This is a genomic window from Burkholderia sp. JP2-270, from assembly GCF_003233675.1.
GTDB lineage: Bacteria > Pseudomonadota > Gammaproteobacteria > Burkholderiales > Burkholderiaceae > Burkholderia > Burkholderia pyrrocinia_C.
Map to the genome: position 1 here is coordinate 2,897,656 of NZ_CP029824.1, position 22,440 is coordinate 2,920,095.

Genomic DNA, 22,440 nt, shown 5'->3' on the forward strand with positions numbered 1-22,440 from the left:
CGGACGGAGAAAATCGCCATGAGCGACCCTCAACAAAACGCCGCCAGCGCACAGCCGCAAAACAACGGGAAGCGCAAGCGGATGATGACGCTGCTCGTCGCGGTCATCGTGATCGCGGCCATCGCGTACGGCCTGTACTACTTCCTCGTCGCCCGCTTCCATGAAGGAACCGACGATGCGTACGTGAACGGCAACGTCGTGCAGATCACGCCGCAGGTCACCGGCACCGTGATCGCCGTGAAGGCCGACGATACGCAAACGGTCAAGGCCGGGGACCCGCTGGTCGTGCTCGACCCGGCCGATTCGCAGGTCGCGCTGCAACAGGCGGAAGCCAACCTCGCGCAGACGGTGCGCCAGGTGCGCGGCCTGTTCGTCAACGACGACCAGTACCGCGCGCAGGTCGCGCTGCGCCAGTCCGACCTGTCGAAGGCCCAGGACGATCTGCGCCGCCGCGTGGCCGTCGCGCAGACGGGCGCCGTGTCGCAGGAAGAGATCTCGCACGCACGCGACGCCGTGAAAGCCGCGCAAGCATCGCTCGATGGCGCGCAGCAGCAGCTCGCTTCGAACCGCGCGCTGACCGCGAACACGACGATCGCGTCGCACCCGAACGTGATGGCCGCCGCAGCGAAGGTTCGCGACGCGTACCTCGCGAACGCGCGCAACGTGCTGCCGGCGCCTGTCACGGGCTACGTCGCGAAGCGCTCGGTGCAGGTCGGCCAGCGCGTGTCGCCGGGCACGCCGCTGATGTCGGTGGTGCCGCTGAATGCCGTGTGGGTCGACGCGAACTTCAAGGAGGTCCAGCTCAAGCACATGCGCATCGGCCAGCCGGTCGAGCTGACGGCCGACATCTACGGCTCGTCGGCCGTCTACCACGGCAAGGTCGTCGGCTTCTCGGCCGGCACGGGCTCGGCGTTCTCGCTGTTGCCGGCGCAGAACGCGACCGGCAACTGGATCAAGGTCGTGCAGCGCCTGCCGGTGCGTATCGAGCTCGATCCGAAGGATCTCGACAAGCATCCGCTGCGCATCGGCCTGTCGATGCAGGTCGACGTGGACATCAAGGACGAACGCGGCGACCAGCTCGTCAACGCGCCGAACACCGTCTACGAGACCAGCGTGTTCGCGAAGTACGGCGACGAAGCCGACGCCGAAATCGCGCGCATCATCGCCGAAAACGCGGGCGGCAACGCGTCGGCGCCGGCCGCGGCGAAGCAAGGCAGCGCCGCGAAGATGATGTAACCGCTCCGACTCCGGAAAAAACAACCGAAATGGCACAGGCTCCTGTCTCCTACCCGCCCTTGCAGGGCGGGCAACTCGTGCTCGGGACGATCGCGGTGTCGCTCGCGGTGTTCATGAACGTGCTCGACACGTCCATCGCGAACGTCGCGATCCCGACCATCTCCGGCGACCTCGGCGTGTCGTCCGACCAAGGCACGTGGGTCATCACGTCGTTCGCGGTCGCGAACGCGATCTCGGTGCCGCTGACGGGCTGGCTGACCGACCGTTTCGGGCAGGTCCGCCTGTTCCTCGCGTCGATCATCCTGTTCGTCATCTCGTCGTGGATGTGCGGCCTCGCGCCGACGCTGCCGTTCCTGCTCGCGTCGCGCGTGCTGCAGGGTGCGGTCGCCGGCCCGATGATTCCGCTGTCGCAATCGCTGCTGCTGTCAAGCTATCCGCGCGCGAAGGCGCCGATGGCGCTCGCGTTGTGGTCGATGACGACGCTGATTGCACCGGTCGCGGGCCCGATCCTCGGCGGCTGGATCTCTGACAACTACTCGTGGCCGTGGATCTTCTACGTGAACATCCCGGTCGGCATCGCCGCGGCGCTCGCCACGTGGTCGATCTACCGCTCGCGCGAATCGACGGTGCGCCGCGCCCCGATCGACGGCGTCGGTCTCGCACTGCTGGTGCTGTGGGTCGGCTCGCTGCAGATCATGCTCGACAAGGGCAAGGATCTCGACTGGTTCGCATCGACGACGATCGTCGCGCTCGCGCTGATCGCGATCATCTCGTTCGCGTTCTTCGTCATCTGGGAACTGACCGCCGAGCACCCCGTCGTCGATCTTTCGCTGTTCCGGATTCGCAACTTCACGGGCGGCACGGTCGCGCTTGCGGTCGGTTACGGGCTCTACTTCGGCAACCTCGTGCTGCTGCCGCTGTGGCTGCAGACCCAGATCGGCTACACGGCGACCGACGCCGGCCTCGTGATGGCGCCGGTCGGGCTGTTCGCGATCCTGCTGTCGCCGCTGACCGGCAAGTTCCTGCCGCGCACCGATCCGCGCTACATCGCGACTGCCGCGTTCCTCACGTTCGCACTGTGCTTCTGGATGCGCTCGCGCTATACGACGGGCGTCGACGAATGGTCGCTGACGCTGCCGACGCTCGTGCAGGGCATCGCGATGGCCGGCTTCTTCATCCCGCTCGTGTCGATCACGTTGTCCGGCCTGCCCGGCCACCGCATTCCCGCGGCATCCGGCCTGTCGAACTTCGTGCGGATCATGTGCGGCGGCATCGGCACGTCGATCTTCCAGACCGCATGGGATCATCGCAACAACTTCCATCACGCGCAGCTGGTCGAGCAGGCGAACGTGTACAACCCGACGTTCAACCAGGCCGTCACGCAGATGGGCAATCTCGGGCTGACGCAGGACCAGGCGCATGGCCTCATCAACAACCAGGCTACGCAGCAGGCCGCGCAGCTCGGCGTGAACGACCTGTTCTACATCTCGGCCGTGATCTTCGTGCTGCTGATTGCGCTGATCTGGATCACGAAGCCCGAACGCGCAGGCGGCGGCGATGCCGGTGCGGCAGCGTCGGCGGCACATTGAGCGCCGCCCGACACCGCGCCACCGCACGCACGCCAAACAAAAAGCCCGGTCGAAATCGACCGGGCTTTTTGTTGCGCCGACGGCGCGCTCGCGCCGCTGCGTCAGGCTGCCGTCACGACGAGCCGTTCCGGTGCGAGCACACCGTTCGCCTTGCGCGCCACGCCGAGCAGCCGCGTTGCATCGTAGACGCGCACGCGCTCGCCGTCAGCCGCATCGATCGGCCCGAGCTCCGACAGCGGCAGGCGTTGACCATGCAGGAACCGCTTCGCGCACGCGTCGTCGAGACGAACGGACGGAAACGTCGACAACAATGCATCGACCGGCTGGAGCCACGCATCGCGCGCCGATTCATCGGCGTCCGACAGCGCATCGAGCGTCACCGCATGCTCGAGAGTCAGCGCACCGACGCCCGTGCGACGAAGCATCGTCAGATGCGCACCGCAACCGAGCGCCTCGCCGATATCCTCCGCCAGCGTGCGCACATAAGTGCCCTTGCTGCAGGTCACGCGAAACGTCACGTCGGGCATCTCGCAGGCAAGCAGGTCGAGCGCATGGATCGTCACATTGCGGCCTTCGCGTTCGACGGTCTGGCCCGCGCGTGCATATTCGTACAGCGGCTTGCCATCGCGCTTGAGTGCCGAATACATCGGCGGCACCTGCACGATCTCGCCGGTGAAGCGCGCGAGCGCGGCCTCCACCGCTGCTCGGTCGCATTCGACCGGCCGCGTGTCGATCACTTCGCCCTCCGCGTCGCCGGTGGTCGTGCGCAGGCCGAGGCGCATCGTCGCTTCGTAGGTCTTGTCGGCCTCGAGCAGATCCTGCGAGAACTTCGTCGCCTCGCCGAAACACAGCGGCAGCAGGCCCGAAGCCAGCGGATCGAGCGTGCCGGTGTGGCCGGCTTTCTTCGCGAGAAGCAGCCGCTTCGCGCGAATCAGCGCATCGTTGCTCGACAGGCCGACCGGCTTGTCGAGCAGGAGGACACCGTCCAGCGCGCGCCGGGGCACGCGCGGGCGTTGGGATGCTGCATTCGTCATAGGCCGGTCGAGTTCAGTCGTCCTTGGTCGGCGCGTCGGCTTCGTCGTCGTCCTTCGCACGCGTCGAATTCGCTTCCTTGATCAGGCGCGACATTTCCACGGCCTTCTCGATCGTCTGGTCGTAATGGAAGTGCAGCGTCGGCACCGTATGGATGTGCAGACGCTTGAACAGCAGGTTGTGCAGGTGCCCCGACGCGTGGTTCAGCGCCTCCTGCGTCTTTTCCGGATCGCCGGTGAGCGCCGTGAAGTAGACCTTCGCGTGCGCGTAGTCCGGCGTGAGCTCCACGCTCTGGATGGTCACGATGCCGATGCGCGGGTCTTTGACCTCGCGCATGATGAGTTCGGACAGATCGCGCTGAATCTGGTCGGCGATCTGAACGTTGCGATTGGGAGAAGTCCGTTTCCTGGACATGATCGATCCGTGATCCGATTATCAGGATGAAGCGGCAGGCCATTATTGGCGCGCCACTATGAAAATGGGCGGGACAGGCCCAAGCCTGCCCCGCCCATGAGCCGATGCGCGACGGTTACAGCGTACGCGCGACTTCGGTCACTTCGAAGACTTCGAACTGGTCGCCTTCGATGACGTCGTTGAAGTTCTTCACCGACATACCGCACTCGAAGCCTTGCTTCACTTCCTTCACGTCGTCCTTGAAGCGCTTCAGCGATTCGAGTTCGCCCGTGAAGATCACGACGTTGTTGCGCAGCACGCGAACCGACGACGAGCGCTTGACGATACCGTCCGTCACCATACAGCCGGCGACCGTACCGACCTTCGGTACCTTGAAGACCTGGCGCACCTCGACCATGCCGGTGATGACTTCGCGCTTCTCCGGCGCCAGCATGCCCGACATTGCCGCCTTCACCTCATCCACTGCGTCGTAGATGATGTTGTAGTAGCGGATGTCGATGCCGTTCGACTCGGCCAGCTTGCGCGCCTGTGCATCTGCACGCGTGTTGAAGCCGATGATGACCGCCTTCGATGCCGTCGCGAGGTTGACGTCGTTTTCGCTGATGCCGCCCACTGCGCTGTGCACGATCTGCACGCGCACTTCGTCGGTCGACAGCTTGAGCAGCGACTGCACGAGCGCTTCCTGCGAACCCTGCACGTCTGCCTTGATAATGAGCGGCAGGTTCTGTACTTCGCCTTCGCCCATCTGCTCGAGCATGCTTTCCAGCTTCGCGGCCTGCTGCTTCGCGAGCTTCACGTCACGGAACTTGCCCTGACGGAACAGCGCGATTTCACGTGCCTTGCGCTCGTCCGGCAGCACGATCACTTCCTCGCCCGCACCCGGCACTTCCGACAGACCCTGGATTTCGACCGGGATCGACGGGCCGGCTTCCTTCGTCGGCTTGCCGTTCTCGTCGAGCATCGCGCGCACGCGGCCGTAGGCCGTACCCGCCAGCACGATGTCGCCGCGGTTCAGCGTACCGGACTGCACGAGGATCGTCGCGACCGGGCCCTTGCCCTTGTCGAGCTTCGCTTCGATCACGATGCCCTTGGCCGGCGCTTCGACCGGTGCCTTCAGTTCCAGCACTTCGGCCTGCAGCAGCACGTTCTCAAGCAGATCGTCGATGCCGGCACCCGTCTTCGCCGACACCGGCACGAACGGCGAATCGCCACCGTACTCTTCCGGCACAACACCTTCCGCGACCAACTCCTGCTTGACGCGCTCGGGGTTCGCATCCGGCTTGTCGATCTTGTTGATCGCGACGACGATCGGCACGCCACCCGCCTTCGCGTGGGCGATTGCTTCCTTCGTCTGCGGCATCACGCCGTCGTCGGCCGCCACCACCAGCACCACGATGTCGGTCGCCTTCGCGCCGCGTGCACGCATTGCCGTGAACGCCTCGTGACCCGGCGTATCGAGGAACGTGATGACACCGCGCGGCGTATCGACGTGATATGCGCCGATATGCTGCGTAATACCGCCTGCTTCGCCCGCGGCAACCTTCGCGCGGCGGATGTGGTCGAGCAGCGAGGTCTTGCCGTGGTCGACGTGACCCATCACCGTGACGACCGGCGGACGCGGCAGCTGCTCCGCATCGGTGGTCGTTTCGCCTTCGACGAGCAGCGCTTCCGGATCGTCCAGCTTCGCGGCAACCGCGCGGTGGCCCAGTTCCTCGACGACGATCATCGCCGTTTCCTGGTCCAGCACCTGGTTGATCGTGACCATCTGGCCCATCTTCATCATCACCTTGATGACTTCCGAGGCCTTGATCGACATCTTGTGCGCGAGATCGGCAACCGACACGGTTTCCGGCACGTGCACTTCACGCACGATCGGCTCGGTCGGTGCCTGGAACGACGATGCGCTGTCCTGGTGACGGCCGCGGCCCTTAGGGCCACCGCGCCAGCCGCGGTCGACGCCGCCGCTCGAATCGCCGCGCGTCTTGATGCCGCGGCGCTTCGCCGCGTCATCCTGCCAGCCGCCCTTGCCTGCGCCCGGCTTCTTGTTGCGGTCGCCCGCGCCTGCCGGTGCCTGCGTCGCGGCCGGTGCTGCGCCGGCCGGCTTCTTCACCGCCGGACGCGCCTGCGCACCTTCGGGCTTCGCCGGCTTGTGCAGCGTGCCCTTCGCTTCGGCCGGCTTCGGCGGCTCGACCGGCTTCGGCGGCTCGACTGCCTTGACCACGGCCTTGCGCGGCGTGTTCATCATTTCGCGGATCGCGCGCGCTTCGGCCTCGGCGGCCGCACGGCGCTTGCTGATCTCTTCCTGCTCGGCGCGCGCCTTGTCCGCCGCCTCGCGGGCAGCATCCTCGGCCTTCTTCGCCGCTTCGCGCTGCGCCGCACGTTCGGCAGCCGCGCGGGCTTCGGCGGCCGCGCGCGCTTCGTCCTGCGCGGACTGCCCACTCGGTGCTTCCGGCTCGGCCGCGGCGGCCTGCTGCGCTGCCGCCTGCTGCTGTGCCGCAGCGGCTTCGGCCGCGGCACGCTTCGCCGCAGCTTCTTCCTCGGCGCGACGGCGCTCGGCTTCAGCCGCTTCCTCGCGGGCACGGCGCTCGGCCTCCTCGCGCTCGAGGCGCTCCTGGCGCTCGCGCAGTTCCTGAGCCTGCTTCTCGAGCAGCTCGGCCTCGCGGCGCGCTTCTTCCTCGCGACGCTTCAGTTCTGCATCGTCGTCCGCTTCGGCGACCTGCGCCTGACCCTGTTCCGCGCCATCGCTCACGTCGTCGCGCTTGACGAACGTGCGCTTCTTGCGGACCTCGACCTGAATGGTGCGAGCCTTGCCCGTCGCGTCAGATTGCTTGATCTCCGACGTATGCTTGCGGGTCAGCGTGATCTTGCGCTTGTCGCCGTCGGTTGCGCCGTGCGACTTGCGCAAATGATCGAGCAGACGCGCCTTGTCCGCTTCGGACAGCGCATCGTCTTCACTCGCTTTCTGGACGCCCGCTGCCTGCAGCTGTTCGAGCAGCACACCAGCAGGCATTTTCAGTTCCGCGGCAAATTGGGCTACGTTGTTACTCGCCATTCATTCCTCTTAGTGCAAGGACCGATTCCTTGCTGTTAGCATCGGGTCAGGCCATACGGCCGCCATCAAATCAGTGCGCCATGGTCATTTCTCACTGGAACCAGTGTTCACGTGCTTTCATGATCAACGCCTTAGCGGCATCCTCTTCCATCCCGGTCAGGTCGACCAGTTCATCCACTGCAAGCTCGGCGAGATCGTCTCGCGTCTGCACACCATGTTCGGCCAGCTTCGCGAGCAGCTCCGGCGTGACGCCGTCGAGGCTCTTCAGATCCAGCGCTGCGTTCTCGACCTTTTCTTCGTTCGCGATGGCCATCGTCAACAGCGCGTCGCGTGCGCGGTTGCGCAGTTCGTGCACGGTGTCCTCGTCGAACGCCTCGATTTCGAGCATTTCGTTGAGCGGCACGTAAGCGATCTCTTCGAGGCTCGTGAATCCTTCGTCGATCAGGATGTCGGCAACTTCTTCGTCGACGTCGAGACGCGCCATGAACAGCGCACGCAGCCGGTCGCGCTCTTCACCCTGCTTCAGGGCGGATTCGTCCGGCGTCATGATGTTGATCTGCCAGCCGGTCAACTCGCCGGCAAGGCGAACGTTCTGACCGCTGCGGCCGATCGCGACAGCCAGCTCGTTCTCGTCGACGACGACGTCCATCGAGTGCTTTTCTTCATCGACGACGATCGACTGGACAGCTGCCGGCGCGAGCGCGCCGATCACGAACTGGGCGGGATCCTCCGACCATAGCACGATGTCGATGTTTTCGCCACCGAGCTCGTTGCGCACGGCCTGCACGCGCGAGCCGCGAATGCCGACGCAGGTGCCGATCGGATCGATCCGCTTGTCGTATGCGATGACGCCGATCTTCGCGCGCACGCCCGGGTCGCGGGCCGCCGCCTTGATCTCGAGCAGGCCCTGCTCGATTTCCGGCACTTCCATCTCGAACAGCTTCATCAGGAACTCGGGCGCCGTGCGCGACAGCTCGATCTGCGGGCCGCGCGCGGTGCGGTCGACCTTCGCGATGTACGCGCGCACGCGGTCGCCCACGCGCAGGTTTTCCTTCGGGATCAGCTGATCGCGGCGCAGCAGCGCTTCGACACGGCCCGATTCGACGATGAAGTTGCCCTTGTCGAGGCGCTTCACCGTGCCCGTCATGATCTTTTCGCCGCGCTCGAGGTAATCGTTCAGGATCTGCTCGCGCTCCGCGTCGCGCACCTTCTGCAGGATCACCTGCTTCGCGGCCTGCGCGCCGATGCGACCGAACTCGATCGACGGCACGGGTTCCTCGACATATTCGCCGACTTCGACATCGGGCTTCTGCTCACGCGCTTCGAACAGCAGGATCTCGCGATCCGGCTCCTGCAAGCCTGCCTCGTCGGGCACGACGAGCCAGCGACGGAAGGTTTCGTGCTCGCCGCTTTCGCGATCGATATGGACGCGGATTTCGGCGCCTTCGTCGAACAGCTTCTTGGAAGCGGACGCGAGCGCAGCCTCGAGGGCGCCCAGCACCACATCCTTGTCGACGTTTTTCTCGCGCGCCAGCGCATCCACCAGCATCAACACTTCGCGACTCATTATTTGCGGCTCCTAAAGTCAACTTGCGGAATCAGGCGGGCTTTGTCGATATCGGCCAGCGTGAAATCCAGCATGGCCGCCTCGCCCTTCTTCCCTTCAAATTCCAAACCGATCGTTTCGCCATTCGGCGCGTGCAGAATGCCCCGGTACGTCTTGCGCCCGTCCAGCGGCTTTTTCAAGGTCACGGATACTTCGCTGCCGGCGAAGCGCTCGAAGTCGGCCAGCTTCTTCAACGGGCGGTCGAGCCCCGGGGACGAGACTTCGAGCCGTTCGTAATCGATGTTTTCGACCGTCAAGACGTGCTGGAGCTGACGCGTGACCTTTTCGCAATCTTCGAGCGAGATGCCGGCAGGCTGATCGATATAGATGCAAAGCATGCCGCGCCCGGTGCGCTCGAGATCCACCAGCTCGTAGCCGAGCCCGGTGACCGTGGTTTCTATCAGTTCCGTCAGTTGCACAGTGTCCTCTCAGGTGTTCGCGCCCGCCGCTCGCGATTCACCCGCGGGCGCGCGCCTTAGCCGGCGCAGGAAGCGCTACCCGAGATGCCTAACCGTTTCAGCAAAAAAAAATGGGCGGAACGCCCATCTTTCTTACTGGTGGTCGCACCTGAGCCGCACATTGAATCCGTACGCCCAGCGACTCCGCGATTATAGCGATTTTTGGTGCAAACGCCAAGCCAGCCGGTGAAAGCAGCGTTTCGACTGCCTTTACGGACCGAAAATGCGAAATCGAGCTGCCCGATCAACCGGCGCAATCCGGCCGCGCCGGAGATCGGGCATGCCGGCTGCCATCCAGCGGCACGCGGCATATATATACAGTCGAAATCAAAAAACACAACGCGTAGCGCCGACAAAACCGGACGGATGCCGATCCTGCCGGCACGCCGGCCGCTTTGCGCCGCCGCATGCCGCGATACGTTCAGCGACTGCGCGTGCGGCTACGCTGAGGACGCGGGCCGCCGCCGTTGCCGGCGCCTTCGGCACGATTGCCGTTCGGATTGCGGTTGCCGCCCTTGCTGCCGCCTCGCTTGCCGCCCGCCGGGCCCTCACGCTTGGGGCCCGCGCCGTACGACGCGCGGTTGCCGTCGACATCACGGCCGCCGCCAGGGCGGTTGCCATCTCGGCCGCCACCGCCCGAGCGGTTGCCGTCACGGCCTCCGCCAGCACGGTTGCCGTAGCCCGACGGCGCAACCGGCAGGCTGCCGTAGCCGCTCAGGCCCGGCAGACCCGGCCCGCCGCGACGGCCACCGCCACGGCGCGGCTGATCGAGCTGCCCGTGCGTCGTCAGCACCGGCTCGCGACTGATGAAGCCCATCGACGTCAGCATCGGATCGGGCTGGCGGCGCTCTGCCTGACCGGCACCGCCGCGCTTGCCTTTCTCCTCGGACGGCGCCTTCAGGCCGACGGTCGCCATCAGCTTGCGCACCTGCGCGTCGTCGAGCTCCTCCCACCGGCCGCGCTTCAGACCGCGCGGCAGCGGGATCGGGCCGTGACGCGTACGGATCAGGCGGCTCACCATCAGGCCGGCCGCCTCGAACATCCGGCGCACTTCACGGTTGCGGCCTTCGGCCAGCGCGACGTGATACCAGTGGTTCGTGCCTTCGCCGCCGCCATCGCGGATGCGCAGGAAATTGGCGGGGCCGTCATCCAGCTCGACACCGTGCAGCAGCTTCTGGCGGTTGCCTTCGGTGAGCTCGCCGACCACCCGTACCGCATACTCACGCTCGACGCTGTAACGCGGATGCATGAAGCGGTTCGCGAGGTCGCCCGACGTCGTCAGCATCAGCAGACCTTCGGTATTGAAGTCGAGGCGGCCCACCGCAAGCCATTTCGCCGTCTTCATCGGCGGCAGGCGGTCGAACACCGACGGACGGCCTTCCGGATCCGCATGGCTGACGATTTCGCCCGTCGGCTTGTGGTACAGCAGCACGCGCGGCGGCTTGTTCGGCAGCTTGCGCTTGACCGGCTTGCCGTTGATCCGCACCTGGTCGGTCGGCATGATGCGCTGGCCGATGTGTGCGGGCTCGCCGTTCACCGACACGCGGCCGGCGACGATCAGTTCTTCCATTTCGCGACGCGAGCCCATGCCCGCTTCCGCCAGCACCTTGTGCAGCTTCGGCGCGTCGTCGTCCGGCGACAGCACGCGCTTGTTCGCCGGCTGGCTGCGGCCGCGACGCAGCATCGGCGCACGCACGCCGCTCCCGCCCGCGGAGTTGTCCGCGTCGAATGCGGGCGACGTCACGTATGCGAACAGCTCGTCCTGGGACGCATCGCCCTCCGCCTTGGCCGAGCCGCCTTCAGCCTTCGGCGCGCCGCCACGGCGGCCCTGGCCGCCCTGGCCACCTTGTGCACCCTGGCCGCCCTTGGCAGCGCCTTCGCGCTTGCCGGCCGGCTTGCGGCCGCCCTTGGCGGCGCCTTCCTTCCGCGGCGCGCGCGCGGGCTGCGCTTCGACGGCCTCGGCCGGCTGCGCGTCCGCGCCTTCGCCACCCTGCGGCTCGCCCTCGGCGCCCTTCGACTTGGCCGCCGCGCGACGCCGCGCGATCAGGCTGCGCGGGCCTCGCCGCAGACCGCGGCGGGGACGCTCGTCGCCACCTGCGGCCGAAGCGTCCTGCTCCGGTGCATCGTCGGCACGCGCCGCCTGCACGGCAGGCGCGGACGATTCAATATCGTGGATATCTGTCAAAACAACCTCAAAATGTCAGGTCTCGCGCCCGGCGCGGGCGCGGCAAGAAGTTGGCCGCGTTCAGGCGCGACGCTGTTCGGGTTCTGCTTCGTCGTCCGGCAGCGCGTCGGCGCCGATGGGCGCACTGGCGCTTCGTACGGCATCGGCGAGACTGTCGGACGTGTCGTCCAGCATCTCGCCGTCCGCGGGACGGGAACGGGAGGCGTCGGCCTGGCCAACCTCGCCGGGCATGTCGCCGGCCGCTTCCGCTCCGTCTCCGGCAGCCGCTTCGGCGGCCGGCTTGCGATCTTCCTCGCTCCGATCCGCGCGCAACGGCTCGGGCTGCACATCGGTCGGCACTGCTTCGGCGCCAACCTGTTCCGTTTGTTCCGTTTGCCGGCGATCAGCATCGAGCGTATCGCGGTTCGGCATTTCCTGCGTTGACGCGACATCGGTCGCGGCATCCCCCGGCAATTCGGCCAATTGGCCGGCGGACGCTTCATCCGCCTGCACCTGCGGCACGTCGTCTGCTGCGTCACCGGCTTGCGGCGTGTCGTCGGCAACCAGTACGCCGCCGTCGAAGTCCATTGCCTGCTGCGCAAGCAGCGCGGCCTCGATGTTCGCGGCCGGCTCTTCGAGCGCCGGCAGGTCGTCGAGCGCCTTCAGGCCGAGATCGTCCAGGAACTGCTTGGTCGTCGCATACAGCGCCGGACGCCCCGGCACGTCACGATGACCGATCACCTCGATCCAGCCGCGATCCTCGAGTTGCTTGACCACCTGCGTATTGACCGTGACGCCGCGAATCTCTTCGATGTCGCCGCGCGTGACGGGCTGCCGGTACGCGATGATCGCGAGCGTTTCGAGCACCGCGCGCGAATATTTCGGCGGCTTCTCGGGATGCAGGCGGTCCAGATAGTGACGCATCGCCGGCTTGCTCTGGAAGCGCCATCCGGTCGCCAGCGCCACCAGTTCGACGCCGCGGCCGGACCAATCCTGTTTCAGATCTTCGAGCAACGTGCGGACCGTGTCAGCCGACACGCCGTCGGCAAAGAGCTTGCGCAAATCGCCGAGCTTCAGCGGTTCCTGCGCGCAGATCAAAGCAGTCTCGAGGACGATCTTCGCCTCTTGGGTATTCATGCAGCTAGGCCAGACCCTGTGGTCAAACGAACCGGATCAACAAACAGACGAAAGGAACGGAAGACGCGCTCGCCCGATTCTGATCGGTCATATTGATGGGAGCACGAACCGGGGGCGGCGAACCAACTTCAGGCCAGGCCCAAACCGGACGGAACAGCACGGCTCAACGACGGAACCGCGTGACTGAGCGCCATATTACGCAAAATTGCCCGGTGCGTAAAGATGAGCAGATTTACCCGCCGCCAGTGCGCCGCGCCCGCTCCGGCCCCGCTTCAGCGGGCAGCCGCGCCGCGCGCGAGGAACCGCCGCAGCCGCTCGACGCCCGCGTCGAGTCGTGCCGGATCGCATGCGTAGCACCAGCGCACGAATCCTTCCCCCTCCGGGCCGAATGCCAGCCCGGGCGCAAGGCCGAGCCCCGCATCGCGCACCAGCGTCTTGCAGAACGCGAGACTGTCGGCCGCGCCCGGCAGGCGCAGGAACAGGTACATCGCGCCCGGTGGAGGCGGCACCTCGACGCCCGGCAGCGTCCGCAGCGCGGCGACCAGGTGATCGCGCGCTTCGCGCAGCGCCGCGACGAACGACCGCACGAACGGCTCGCCGTCGCGCAGCGCGACCTCGCCCGCGGCCTGCACGAAGCCCGGCGCACACGACGTGTTGTATTCGACGAGCTTCGACAGATCGCCCATCACCGATGCCGGCGCAATGAGCCATCCCAGCCGCCAGCCCGTCATCGCCCACGCCTTCGAAAACGAATTCACGACAACGACCCGCTCGTCGCGCGATGCGATATCGAGGAACGACGGCGCGCCGTCGTCGCCGAACGCGAGCCGTTCGTACACCTCGTCGGCGACCAGCCAGATGCCGTGACGGCGACAATGGGCCAGTACGGCCTGCTGATCGTCGCGCGACATCATCCAGCCGGTCGGGTTGTTCGGCGAGTTGACCAGCAGCATCCGCGTATCGGGCGTCAGCGCGGCGAGCAGCCGCTCGAGATCGAGCTGCCAGCCCGCGCCGCCGTAGTCGAGCGGCACGCATTCGACCTGCGCGCCGAGGATCTTCGGAATCTCGACGAGATTCGGCCAGAGCGGCGTGACCGCGACGACACGCTCGCCCGGGCCGACCAGCATCTGTGCAGCCAGCATCAGCGCGCTCACGCCCGAACTCGTCACGGCCACCGTGTCGGCCGCCGTCGCACCGTGACGCGCGCTCACGTAGGCCGCGATTGCATCGCGCAGCGGCGCCGTGCCGAGGTTGTGCGTGTAGAAGGTCGCGCCGTCGCGCAGCGCCGCTGCCGCGGCGTCGCGGATGAAATCCGGCGTCACACGGTCGGACTCGCCGAACCAGAACGGCAGCATGTCCGGCACACCGAAGCCGGCGTTCGCCACCTCACGGATCAGCGACGGACGCAGCGCGTGCACCGCGGCACGCGCCGCCGGCTCGTCGGTCGTCGGGGAAAAACCTGCGGAATGCGTCATCGAAGACCACCGCCCAGGAACACGATCCACGTAGTGTACCGGCCCTCAAGCCGGGCCGCCCCGTGTTCGCACACGTCAGTCGAGGTCTTCCGCCCTCGCCGGCATCTGCCGCACGAGTTCCCAGATCGCCTGCGCCGCGGGCGACAACGACCTGTCGCGGCGACGCACCAGTTCGACCGTGCGCTCGGTGCGCGGCGTGAGCGGCCGCGCGACGAGTGTCGAGCCGGCCGGCAGCGGCAGCGACAGCCACGGCTGCACGCTCACGCCGACGCCGGCCTCGACGAGCCCGAACACGGTCGCCGAATGCCCGAGCTCCTGCATCACCGTCGCATTGACATGATGGGCGGCCAGCGCGGCATCGATCAGCGGCCGGCTTCCCGACGCGTGATCGAGGAGCACGAGGCGCTCGCCGTCCAGCGCCGTCCACGGCACCTCGGAACGCGCCGCGAGCGGATGGTCGGCACGCGCGACGAGGCAGAACGAATCGGTCATCAGCGGTTCGCAGACGAGATCGGCGACCGTAAGCGGCCCGATCACGACGCCGAAATCGACTTCGCTCGACTTCACCTTGCGCAGCACGTCGCTCTGCACGTCGTCTCGCAGGCCAAGCGTCACGAACGGAAACTGGCGCTCGGACGATGCAACCACGCGCGGCATCAGCCTGCAGGCGATCGTCGGGCTCGCCGCGACGATCACGCGCCCGCGGCGCTGCTCACCGATCTCGCGTATCTCGCGCAGCGTGTCGTCGAGATCGTCGATCAGACGCGACACGCTCGCGATCAGGTTCACACCGACGTCGGTGAGTTGCACGTCGCGCGTCGTGCGGTCGATCAACTTCAGCCCAAGCTCGGCCTCGAGCTCCCGCACGCAGCGGCTGACCGCGGACTGCGTGAGCCCGATCTCGTCGCCCGCGCGACTGAAGCTCTTGAGCCGCGCTACCTCGATGAATACGCGAAGCTGGCGCAGCGTGACGTTCATCTCCTGACCTCATCAATCGTCGATATCGATGCACGATTTTAATGCGTGAATCCGGCTTCGATGCGCGAATCCGGCACCGGCCGCACATGTTTCGCTGCGGTGCAATACACAAGCAAACGCACGCAGCACGGGCGAACTGCACAAGATTGGTGATTGTCCCGATTTGCTGGCGGGTTATTTTGGCGTCTTATACGCCCCTAGCTGACTTAGCCGTTAGCTCGCTGCCAAGCGGCTCTCGAGGGATTCGCCTCCGACGTGGCACGCTTCGTGCATTACCTGGCGCACAGGGCGTAGGTTTCGTCGGATGGAAAGGCAGAAACGCCGCTGCCGGCCAACCGGACGCCCCCACCCGGCACTCGACGATCGAGTGCTTGAAGAGTGCGCGGCGCAGGGCAGCGCACCGGAGTTAGCTTCGCTGAGGTGAGGACATGATGCTGTTCGACGATTTGAGAGATAACGAGTGGGCGCTGGTCGAAGGTCTGTTTTGCTCGGAACCCGCACGGAGTGAACGGCGCGGCCGCCCCCGGGTGGAAGCACGCTCGGTGGTAAACGCCGTGTTGTGGGTGCTGTCGACGGGTGAAGGCTGGTCGAAGCTGCCGGGCCGCTATCCGTCGCCGCCGACCTGCCGCCGTCGCTTCGACGAATGGCAGGCGGACGGCACGCTCGCCGAAATCGTGAAGCGACTCGGCACGAGCGGCCGGCAGATCTCGCTGCGCGGGCGCATCGGCGCGAGCGCCGCGAAGCCGCCCGCACCGCCGAGCCGCGACCGGCTGCGCGGCGCCTTCTGGACCAATCCGGAATCCTGGCGCGCGCCCGTCAAGATGGCGTAACGAATGCTCGATCGGGCGGCTTCGGCCGCCCGGTTTCTTTCCGCGACGCGATCTTTTCGCGAAGCCTGCGTTGCTGTCGAATACCGTTGTCGTGCCGCGATACAACTATTTACCAATATTTACAGCAAGCCTGCACTCCCACGCTTACCTTAGCGAAATATCAACAGGCCGCACCGACGGCTTGAAGGGAGCCCCGCCATGAAACCAATGTCACTGCTCGTCGCATGCGGCATTGTCATTTCCCTGGCGCTGGCCGCTCCAGTTCACGCCGACGATCGCGCGAAACCGCCTCATCGCCAGCAGGATCACCGCAATACTCTCCGCCAGCCGCCGTCGGCCGCCCCGTCCGGCCGGCAAACCGTGCCGCGCGGCGACCTGCGCGGCGACATCGCCAGCAATGCGCGGGCGCGCATCGGCTCGCAGCCGTCCGACATGCCGCGTCATCCGTAGTCCTGCCAATTTCAGGATATCGTCGAAGAAAATGCCCGCTTTCGGGAACTGCGCCGCATACGACGAGTCAACATCGTTGCCATGAGCACAGCGTGGCAACAGCAAAAGTATCCGGTACGCCCGTATCCTCGCGATACGGGCTTTTTTTTGACGTCGCCGGCTTGCGCGGCGACGCCCGAGGCGGGATGGTCCGCCGCTACAGGCGGCTTTCGAGAATCGCCACGGCGCTGGCTTCGCTCAATACGTAGTCGTCCATGCGGCGATCGGTCCAGGAAAGTAATTTCTCGTCGCGCTCGAGGCGCGAAAATTCGGCTCGACCACTGTCGGTCAGCACGGCGATGTCCACCGGTGCGTGAAAACCCGGCGCGGGGGCAACGGTCTTCTGCCTGACCGTGTCCATCAACCCGAGCGAACGGAGATACTCGAACACGCCCGGGCGGCGTGCCCACGGTACCTGGCGGTACTGCACTCGTCTCAATGCGTCGAGCACCGCTTCGTTGGAATACGTGGCCATCTCGATTCTTTCTTAAAGTGCAGCGACAATGCGAAGCGGTGCGCCGGGCAGGGTCTCCGCCCGCCGATACCGCCACCGATTCTGGAGGCCGACGTTCGGCGTCGCTTCAGGGCCGGATCGTCAGCCGTCCATAAAAAGACACCATACCCCAATCAAATTGATTCTGTTCGATTCATTTGTACTTCTCTTCATCTGTTTCATGCTCTGCCGCAAGCGGCGACGAGTCATCTCGATCGCCGCCGTTGCGCTGTTCTGGCTGCTCGCGACAGGCTGGCTCACCGCGCCGCTGATCGCGTGGAGCGAAGCGGGCGTCGTGCCGGTCGAGCACCCGGACATGCATGGGCGAACCACGCTGATTCTCCTCGGCACCGGCACACGCCGCACCGACTCCGGGCTGCAGCCGCCGCCCGATGGCATCGCGCGCATCCACAAGGTGGCGGCGCTCTATCGCGAGTGCCGGCAACAGGCCGAGCGCTGCACCGTATTGATGTCGGGCGGCGACCCGCAGCATCACGGCGAAACCGAGGCGGCCGTATACGGACGCCAGCTCGTCGCGGAGGGCGTCGCCCCCGGCGACCTCGTTCTCGAACCGAACAGCCGCACAACCTACGAAAACGCGAAATTCACTGCGTCTATACTACGCCCACAGTATGACGACGCACGCATTCTCGTCACCTCGTCGTATCAGATGCGCCGCGCCCTGCTCGATTTCCGCCGATTCGGCATCGATCCGCAGCCCGTTTATGCGAATCGCCGGCGCGCGCAAACGGGCTGGCTGCCACGCTGGCGCAATGTGGCCAACGCCGAGCAGGCGCTGCACGAGCTGGTCGGCATCGCGCAATTCCACGTCTACCGATGGCTCGGGTGGTTCTGACAACTGCGCGGAAAGGGGAGCGGAATGGCAGTACTGCCCAGGATGGCAGGCGCGTGACGAAGTGCGCGAAGTGTTGCGCGACTTCAACGCGGCCTTGCGTCGCGCCAAGATCCGGTGCACATTGATCCGTCACTTTTGTTACACTCGACACGCACTCGTTTGCAGTCGCCAGACAAAACGGCAACATTCGGGTTCATCACCACTTAGCGGAGGTAAAGCAATGAAGAAGACGTCCCTGGCTATCCTGGTAGCGATGTCGGCGCTGACTGGCGCAGCGTATGCGCAAGAGAGCACGGAAATCAAGACCATTACCGATCCGGCCAAGATCTCCGAGATCGAGCAGCGCGCACAGGCGCTGCAGCAGCAGCAAGCGGCTGAAGCCGCTCAGCCGGCGATGCAGGAAGAGCATCACCACGGCAAGAAGGCTGCTCACCACAAGGCTGCTGCGAAGAAGGCCGGCAAGAAGGCTGCCAAGGCCGCTCCGGCAGAAGCTGCCAGCCAGTAAGTTCGGCGATACCGCACAAGCGAAAAGCCGAATCCGGGCAACCGGGTTCGGCTTTTTTGGTTGCGGCGCCCGCGCGCTGTGCTAAAGTCGCGCACCGAAATTTTCCACCCGTGCGCACCCCGGTGCGGAGGACAGCATGAGCAACATTCAACTCGACATCGAGTGGACCGAAGCCGCCACTCGCCAGATCAAGCAACTGATGCCCCGCGGCTCGGCCGACGCATTCCTCGCGCTGCCGCCGATCGAGTGCCTGCCGATGGAGGGCGATGTGCTCTTCCTCGGCCCGCAAGGCAAGCAGCAACCGTTCATCGTCGCCGAGCGCCAGTATCATCACGACGGCGACGCCGACTGGACGATCATCCTGATCCTCGACGTACCCGGCACGTCGCACTGACGCACTGCTGCGACCGGATATGTCCGGTCGCCCGCCCTGCTCAGACGAGCCTCGACAGCACGCGGATTTCGGAACTTTCGATCCAGTCCGCGGCCGCTTCGCGATAAGCGAGAATGTGCACGGATCGCGCATGGGCGGCCAGCGCCTCCTCGCTCTCCCAGCGCTCGACGAACACGAACCGAGCGGGCTCCTTCAGATCCCGGTGCAGGTCGTACTGCAATGCACCGGCTTCATTGCGGGTCGGCTCGACGATCCCTTCAAGCACTGTGCGCAGCTTTTCCTCGGCGCCCGGCTTCGCCACGATCAGCGCCACGACTGCAATTTCCGCCATTCCCGACTCCTTCATTCAGAAAAGTCCGAGCATACGCGAATCACGCATCGTGCATCGGCCGCGCCGATGCAGCACTGCACGACGGCCAAAAAAATAGCCCGCGCTTCAGAGAAGCGCGGGCGAAACCGTCGCCCTACGAGGATAGGCGACGGGGCCATCGAGATCCGCACGCTGGCGCGCGGATCGTCATCAGTTGCGCCGGCACTTGTGGTGCCGGCATTTGAAAACGTCGATACCGTTGATCGAGCGCTCGCGGCGCACGCCCGGCATCTGACGCCACCCTCCCTGCCCTAACGATTCCAACATATAAAGCAGTTTGCGTGCCAAGCATCGAACACCGGCCATACCATTGATTCATAAGGACAATTTTTCGGTCGACAACAATGTGACACGTGTTCTGCCGCCGTAACGCACGGATGTTACGTAACGTCACGATGAGGGACCGAACCTCTCGCACATGCGCGCGCAAGCCGCACGCCGGCGAGCGGCCATAAAAAAAAGCCCGCCGAATGGCGGGCTTTGCACGGATGCGGGGAAACGTCGGGATCAGCGGAGCTGATTCACGAGCAGCCCCATGATCTGACGAGCCGGCGACGACGTGTCGATCGCACCCGAATCGTCGACGACCGCGACGCGCGTCTGGTCGGCTGTGAGCGCCTTCACGTTGACGCGGTACTGCTTCGCCTGCTTTTCCTTCTTGCCGTGGAACAGTTGGCTCCAGAAGCCCTGCTCGGCCGAGCTCAGGTCCTTCGGATCGACATAGCGCACGAAATACAACCCCTTCGAGCGATCGCGATCGTCGACCGTGAAGTTCGCGCGATCGAGCGCGAGACCGACGTGCAGCCACGATCGGTCGTACGGCTCGCCGAGCGTGACTTCGGACGGCACGGCCGCGTCGGCCGCATCGTTACCCTGCGCCGACGTGCGCGAAACGTTCTGCGCGGCGATCGCGGCAGCAGCCTTCGACGATGCGTCGGTGTCGGCCTTCTTGTCCTTCGGCACCGCGTTGTCCTTGATGTTCGCGATCGGCGGTTCACCGTTCTTCGCACGCTGCTCGTTCTGCGCGAGCACGGCCATCAGCCGCTTCAGGTATTCGGTCTCGAGCGCCGGATCGTTCGGCTTCGGTTCCCACTTGCTCGAATCGTTGTTCGCGCCGGTGATCGCCTCGCGCATCCCCTTCTGGCTGATGAACACGTAGGTGCCGCCGTTCGGTGCCGAATCGAGACGCGTGCGGTATTTGTTGCGCTCGGCCGTCACGTACGAGTTGCCCATCGCCTTCGAGATCACGCTGCGGATCAGGCCGTCGTTGATCTGCGGATGGGTTTCGTTCCAGTCGGTTTCCATCACGCCCTTGTCGCGCTGGTCGACGACGAGCAGGAAGCCCTGCTCCTGCCAGAAACGACGCACCTGCGGCCAGATGGCGGCCGGCTGCTTGCCGTCGATCACGAGCCAGCTCTCAGTGCCGTCGCGCTGGATATGCATGCCGGCCACGGCCGGCGCGACGGTGTCCAGCGCAGGTGCTGCCTGCTGGACCTGCTGAAGCGCAGACAGGGAAGTCGCGCCGCCCTGGGGCGGCAGCGAACGCTGATCGGCCGTCTCGTCGAGCATGTTGGGCGGCACTGCGAGCGACGCTTCCTTCGATTTCGAATCGCTCTTGTAGTCCACTTTCGTGGGCGACGACGTACCGCAACCGGCGACGAGCGCGCCAGTGGCGAGCACTGCAGCGAACCGCATGGTAAGACGAAGATCAGTCATGTTCGGGGAATCCTCTTCCGCTAAATCACGGCGCTTTCCGTGGATCAACCTTGCATTTTACCGGGGCCACGCCGCGATGTGCAAAAAAGCGACCGGCAAGAAAAAACCCGCGTCAGCATGAACTGACGCGGGTTCTTGTCTGGTCGGGGCGAGAGGATTTGAACCTCTTCGAACCCACGATGGAATAAGGCTCTCCGGGTAGTGTGCCGGTCAAAACCACCATGCCGATTGACACAGTTCGAGGCAGTATAGCACGAGCAAGCGCAGACCCGTGATGGCAGCCTGGCGCGGCTCTTACAAGGAGTCCGCCATCTCAAGGGCTCGGGCGCCCCGGCTCCTGCCCTTTAAGAGTGCGCAAGCACAAACATTGTTGAGTAAAAAACAGGGGCCCTACGTGTGCGAACCATAATTGAAGACCGTCAGTCGTTTGGCGCAGGCTGCGCGATCAGGACCGCACCACAAGTTGTTTTATGACCCTCCAGCGCCATCGGCTGCCCAAAATCCTCACACCCGTCCACCCCTTCGGCAATTTCAAACAGATGCGGCGCACAAAGCGGACAAGTCACCTGATCTCCCTTGCGGGCAATGGGAATCTTCGCTGTGCTCCAAGTCGAAGACGGACTACCCGAAATCACCTTGCCGCCGTGGCTTGTCGCATCACCAACCACAATCTGCGCTCGTCCGTGCAAATTTGCTCGTTGCATCGATTGCCCCTCCAGATCAATGAGCGGCACCCGCCCTGTCCGAAAAGTCCGGAGCCTCGAACGGCGGAGCCTGATACGTCGTGTCGATCGTGTAGCCGGAAGCTTTCAGTTCAGCTTCTTTCTTTGATCGCTCGTTCCCTGCCGGTTTCAACTCGTTAGATATGAGTTTCTTCCAGTTTCTTCTACGTTCAACACTATCTGTAAAGTATGGGGTGTAGTGATCAGATGCGGTACTGACTTGAATGTCGGTCAAATAGTATCCCATTCCAGGAGATCCGGATGGTTGATGGGATAGCGATAAAGTAAGAAACACTCCGTCAGCATAGAAAATCCATCGCGGCTCAACGGCAATCAAGCTCTTCCATTCTTCCATCGTCGGCATATAGGTGGAATCCAATGAGTAAAGAGTTCCGGATTCCGAGGCGGCATACTTCATGGCCTCTCTGCCAATGAGGCGAGGGGATGCGGCATATATATACCTTTTCCATCCGGCGGCTCGCAGTTTGCCAAGCAGGGACATGACTTTTTCGCGTCCCTCTTCATCTGAAATTGTTTTTGATGACGAGATATTAAAATTGACATCCCAATTATCAACGCCATCCTCGGGGCTGTCTTTGTCGCCCAAGCCAGTTACAATCATGGCGTTGTCGATATCGAAGGAATAAGGCCCCTGAATATATTTTACCGATCCGAGTTTCGTTGTATCATCCCAGTGCATTTGGTATGCATATACGCCAGATGGATGATTCATCATGGAAAAACCCTGATTCTGGGCATTGGATTTCCCATCGGCCCCGAACTTTATCGTGACAACTTGAGGCGTCATTGGCCTTTCCTTTTTCTCTTGAATGTTCATCAATGCAATAATTGCGAAACATGCGGAAAGGGCCGCCAAAGCGCATGCAAATATTTTCATCGGCTTTCGCATGAATTGCTCGAATA

Annotated in this window: 20 protein-coding genes and 1 pseudogene; 7 read left to right on the forward strand and 14 right to left on the reverse strand. The window is 64.6% G+C overall.

Going from position 1 to position 22,440, the window contains the following annotated elements:
• Positions 1–18: 18 nt before the first annotated feature.
• Both DM992_RS13685 and DM992_RS13690 read left to right on the forward strand, forming a co-directional pair.
• A complete protein-coding gene (locus DM992_RS13685; RefSeq protein WP_111017205.1) occupies positions 19–1,236 on the forward strand; it encodes an HlyD family efflux transporter periplasmic adaptor subunit in 1,218 nt (405 codons plus the stop codon).
• Positions 1,237–1,265: 29 nt separating this feature from the next.
• On the forward strand, positions 1,266–2,825 hold the full coding sequence (locus DM992_RS13690; RefSeq protein WP_111017206.1) for a DHA2 family efflux MFS transporter permease subunit: 1,560 nt from the start codon (positions 1,266–1,268) through the stop codon (positions 2,823–2,825).
• 101 nt (positions 2,826–2,926) lie between these two features.
• Here the strand turns inward: DM992_RS13690 and truB are convergent, their stop codons facing one another.
• The 9 genes from truB to DM992_RS13735 form a co-directional block, all read right to left on the reverse strand.
• Entirely contained in the window at positions 2,927–3,859 is a 933-nt protein-coding gene (gene truB / locus DM992_RS13695; RefSeq protein ID WP_111017207.1) for a tRNA pseudouridine(55) synthase TruB, read from the reverse strand.
• A 13-nt stretch (positions 3,860–3,872) separates the two neighbouring features.
• Positions 3,873–4,271 (reverse strand): 30S ribosome-binding factor RbfA, encoded by a 399-nt coding sequence (gene rbfA / locus DM992_RS13700; RefSeq protein ID WP_034184029.1) that lies wholly within the window; start codon positions 4,269–4,271, stop codon positions 3,873–3,875.
• A gap of 115 nt (positions 4,272–4,386) precedes the next feature.
• Positions 4,387–7,323 (reverse strand): translation initiation factor IF-2, encoded by a 2,937-nt coding sequence (infB, locus tag DM992_RS13705; protein ID WP_111017208.1) that lies wholly within the window; start codon positions 7,321–7,323, stop codon positions 4,387–4,389.
• Positions 7,324–7,414: 91 nt separating this feature from the next.
• Complete coding sequence (gene nusA / locus DM992_RS13710) at positions 7,415–8,890, reverse strand: transcription termination factor NusA (RefSeq protein WP_034184027.1); 1,476 nt, start codon at positions 8,888–8,890, stop codon at positions 7,415–7,417.
• Positions 8,890–9,348 (reverse strand): ribosome maturation factor RimP, encoded by a 459-nt coding sequence (rimP, locus tag DM992_RS13715; RefSeq protein WP_011351796.1) that lies wholly within the window; start codon positions 9,346–9,348, stop codon positions 8,890–8,892. Before rimP ends, nusA begins: the two co-directional genes overlap by 1 nt.
• A gap of 460 nt (positions 9,349–9,808) precedes the next feature.
• A complete protein-coding gene (rluB, locus tag DM992_RS13720; protein WP_111017209.1) occupies positions 9,809–11,572 on the reverse strand; it encodes a 23S rRNA pseudouridine(2605) synthase RluB in 1,764 nt (587 codons plus the stop codon).
• 60 nt (positions 11,573–11,632) lie between these two features.
• Positions 11,633–12,688, reverse strand: coding sequence for an SMC-Scp complex subunit ScpB (gene scpB, locus DM992_RS13725; protein ID WP_111017210.1), 1,056 nt, complete (start codon positions 12,686–12,688; stop codon positions 11,633–11,635).
• 272 nt (positions 12,689–12,960) lie between these two features.
• On the reverse strand, positions 12,961–14,163 hold the full coding sequence (locus DM992_RS13730; RefSeq protein WP_111017211.1) for a pyridoxal phosphate-dependent aminotransferase: 1,203 nt from the start codon (positions 14,161–14,163) through the stop codon (positions 12,961–12,963).
• A 75-nt stretch (positions 14,164–14,238) separates the two neighbouring features.
• Positions 14,239–15,141: a LysR family transcriptional regulator gene (locus DM992_RS13735; RefSeq protein ID WP_111017212.1), complete on the reverse strand. Its 903-nt coding sequence runs from the start codon at positions 15,139–15,141 to the stop codon at positions 14,239–14,241.
• A 431-nt stretch (positions 15,142–15,572) separates the two neighbouring features.
• Here DM992_RS13735 and DM992_RS13740 point away from each other — a divergent pair.
• Both DM992_RS13740 and DM992_RS42715 read left to right on the forward strand, forming a co-directional pair.
• Positions 15,573–15,959: pseudogene (locus DM992_RS13740) on the forward strand (transposase); the annotation flags it as partial.
• A 210-nt stretch (positions 15,960–16,169) separates the two neighbouring features.
• Positions 16,170–16,421 (forward strand): hypothetical protein, encoded by a 252-nt coding sequence (locus tag DM992_RS42715; RefSeq protein WP_111017213.1) that lies wholly within the window; start codon positions 16,170–16,172, stop codon positions 16,419–16,421.
• 196 nt (positions 16,422–16,617) lie between these two features.
• Here the strand turns inward: DM992_RS42715 and DM992_RS13750 are convergent, their stop codons facing one another.
• Entirely contained in the window at positions 16,618–16,935 is a 318-nt protein-coding gene (locus DM992_RS13750; RefSeq protein WP_111017214.1) for a hypothetical protein, read from the reverse strand.
• Between the two features lie 157 nt (positions 16,936–17,092).
• Between DM992_RS13750 and DM992_RS13755 the strand changes: the two genes are divergently transcribed.
• The 3 genes from DM992_RS13755 to DM992_RS13765 all read left to right on the forward strand — a co-directional run bounded on the left by DM992_RS13755 (position 17,093) and on the right by DM992_RS13765 (position 18,708).
• The gene (locus DM992_RS13755; protein ID WP_111017215.1) at positions 17,093–17,809 is read left to right on the forward strand and encodes a YdcF family protein; all 717 of its coding nucleotides are present in this window, start codon (positions 17,093–17,095) and stop codon (positions 17,807–17,809) included.
• Between the two features lie 220 nt (positions 17,810–18,029).
• Entirely contained in the window at positions 18,030–18,314 is a 285-nt protein-coding gene (locus tag DM992_RS13760) for a hypothetical protein (protein WP_034184020.1), read from the forward strand.
• A gap of 136 nt (positions 18,315–18,450) precedes the next feature.
• The gene (locus tag DM992_RS13765; protein ID WP_034184019.1) at positions 18,451–18,708 is read left to right on the forward strand and encodes a hypothetical protein; all 258 of its coding nucleotides are present in this window, start codon (positions 18,451–18,453) and stop codon (positions 18,706–18,708) included.
• Between the two features lie 40 nt (positions 18,709–18,748).
• Here DM992_RS13765 and DM992_RS13770 read toward each other — a convergent pair whose 3' ends face one another.
• From DM992_RS13770 to DM992_RS41670, 4 genes are all read right to left on the reverse strand, one after another.
• Complete coding sequence (locus tag DM992_RS13770; RefSeq protein WP_111017216.1) at positions 18,749–19,039, reverse strand: putative quinol monooxygenase; 291 nt, start codon at positions 19,037–19,039, stop codon at positions 18,749–18,751.
• Positions 19,040–19,585: 546 nt separating this feature from the next.
• Positions 19,586–20,794 carry an outer membrane protein assembly factor BamC gene (gene bamC, locus DM992_RS13775; protein ID WP_111017217.1) on the reverse strand — a complete coding sequence of 403 codons (1,209 nt, stop codon included), beginning with the start codon at positions 20,792–20,794 and terminating at the stop codon, positions 19,586–19,588.
• A 419-nt stretch (positions 20,795–21,213) separates the two neighbouring features.
• Positions 21,214–21,498, reverse strand: coding sequence for a PAAR domain-containing protein (locus DM992_RS13780; protein ID WP_111017928.1), 285 nt, complete (start codon positions 21,496–21,498; stop codon positions 21,214–21,216).
• Positions 21,499–21,514: 16 nt separating this feature from the next.
• Positions 21,515–22,426 carry a hypothetical protein gene (locus DM992_RS41670; protein ID WP_162631653.1) on the reverse strand — a complete coding sequence of 304 codons (912 nt, stop codon included), beginning with the start codon at positions 22,424–22,426 and terminating at the stop codon, positions 21,515–21,517.
• Positions 22,427–22,440: the final 14 nt, after the last annotated feature.